General features: G+C 31.0%; 1 protein-coding gene and 1 pseudogene. One reads left to right on the forward strand and one right to left on the reverse strand.

Annotation, left to right across the window (positions count from 1 at the left end; translation table 11 throughout):
• Window positions 1–205: 205 nt before the first annotated feature.
• Window positions 206–1,894 carry an IS1634 family transposase gene (locus B5E79_RS13190; protein WP_143746799.1) on the reverse strand — a complete coding sequence of 563 codons (1,689 nt, stop codon included), beginning with the start codon at window positions 1,892–1,894 and terminating at the stop codon, window positions 206–208.
• Window positions 1,895–2,066: 172 nt separating this feature from the next.
• Here B5E79_RS13190 and B5E79_RS13380 point away from each other — a divergent pair.
• A pseudogene (locus tag B5E79_RS13380) lies at window positions 2,067–2,184 on the forward strand (NAD(P)-dependent malic enzyme); the annotation flags it as partial.

Below are 2,184 nucleotides of genomic sequence, written 5' to 3' on the forward strand. Positions count from 1 at the left end.
TTAAGTTAAGATGACAATATTTAACCAGGAATTGTATGGAAATATATTTTTCCTGGTTTTTAATATTTACTCAAGCTCAAAAAGTGTAGTCTTGAAACTACATCTGTCAAGGTATATAACCTGACTTTAGTATCCGGTATTAAAATCTAGTGATAGTTTTATAAAAGATTTAGGTCTCTATATTTTTAGGGACCTGTTTTTAATTCTATATTTTATAATTTAATATTTGTTTAATTTGTCTCTCTGTTAGGTAGTAGTTAGTTAATGGAAGTTTAGACAGCTTCGCAAATTCTTTTATAAATCTGCTACTTGTTGTTATATTAATGTATTTACTTTCACCTTTTACTAGTCTAAATTCACGTGTGAACTTCATGATTTCATATGTACTAAACTCTTTATTGAATACTTTGAATTGTAGTAATCTTTCTAGAAGAACTGATAAATAACAGATTAAGAAATGTCCTTTTATAGTACTTTCTTTTTGGAGAAATACAGGTCTTGCATCGAGATCGCTTTTCATGATCTTAAATGATTCTTCTATTCTCCATAAATTATGATAGGTCTCATATATTTCGCGTTCACTCATTTTTGTTTCAGAAGTCACTAGAAGATTATAACCTGCAAGTTTTCTTTCTTTGTCAATGGCTTCTTGATTTATTTTGGCTTTAGCTTTTCCTCCTTTTTCATTGATAAAATCAACATATTTTCCAAGATCTCCAAATTCAGAACGTTTTGCTTGGCTATAACAGAGTTCTCTTGCTTTCTCAGCTTGTTTTTCTATTTCATACTTTTTCTTTGCGGCAAGCTTAGGGTTATAAGTAAGTACTCTTTTTTCTTTAAACATCAAAATTTTCTTTTTCCCTGTGTTTTCATCAATGGTGATATTGTAAGGAAATTGATCAATACATGATTTGTATTTGTAAACGAGATGTCCCTCCTTATCTCTCACTTCTTCCCAATCATCACTATCCATGGTTACCCAAGTTTGTTCGGTTTCAGGAAGCATCTTTACGGATTTAGAAAAGAGATAACCATCACCATTTTCTTTGGCGAAAGCGATATTATCAGCACAATTAAGACCTTTATCAGCTACATGTATTGTTCTGCCATTTATTTGATATGTATTTCTTAAATCATTTACAACATCTCTCATAATGGGTTTCTCACTTTGATTCCCAGGAAACATTTTCATGCCTATAGGAATCTGGTTGGCATCAAGTAGAAGTCCCATACCGACTATTGGATCTTTACGGCTTTCTTTAGATGGTCCTTTTCTTCTGAAATCATCTTGTTTATCAATTTCAAAATAGAAGTTTGTACAATCAAAATAAGTTTTATCAGTTTCTTTTTTATAGACCATATCTAACTGTTCATTAAAGATTTCAATAAATTTTCCATAATCATTACCGATATATCCTAAACCGCTTAAAAGTTGGTCATAGGAATAATGAACTGATTGATGAAGTTTAGGAAGAACTTCGTGAAAAGTCTTGCGTTTACTGCAAGGATTTACTAAGCGAGCGAAGATGAGTGTAGAAAGAAGTTCATAAAGATCAAAAGTGAAGCTATTAGAATTATTTAAATAATCGACATACTTCTTTATGTCCATACATTTTAAAAGAGAGGCATAAGGGAAGTAACCAAGATAAACTTCAGGAGACTCATCAGATATTTGAAGTTCTTTTTTAATTTTATGAGCAGCATTTAATTCATCAACTTCTTTTTGAAAATGAGCAACAGGATCATCAATGCCTTTTTTCTTCCAGGTTTCAACAGAGGCAAGGGACTTGTATGTACGATGAGCAGACCCATGCTTTTCAGGGGAATAAAAACTCTCAACGATTGATAAATAAGTGCGTCCTTTTAAATGAGATTGTTTAAGAAAATAAGCCATAAAGCACCTCCAATAATCTATCACCACTATCACCATCATTATAACATAAACTATAAAAAAATAAAAGAATTTAACATAAAAAAACATCGATAAAATCGACGTTTATTAGCTACTTAAAATTTTGATTTTAAATTTAGTCTAAAAAATCTAGTGATAGTCTCTAAAGACGGGTATTAGTGCACCACGATGCGTAGAAATTGAAAGAACACTTATCAACGAATTAGATATTCCAGTCTTTCATGATGATCAACATGGAACAGCCATTGTTGTTACAGCTGGTTTATTGAATG

It is taken from the genome of Massilimicrobiota sp. An134 (assembly GCF_002160815.1).
Lineage (GTDB): Bacteria > Bacillota_I > Bacilli_A > Erysipelotrichales > Coprobacillaceae > Allocoprobacillus > Allocoprobacillus merdigallinarum.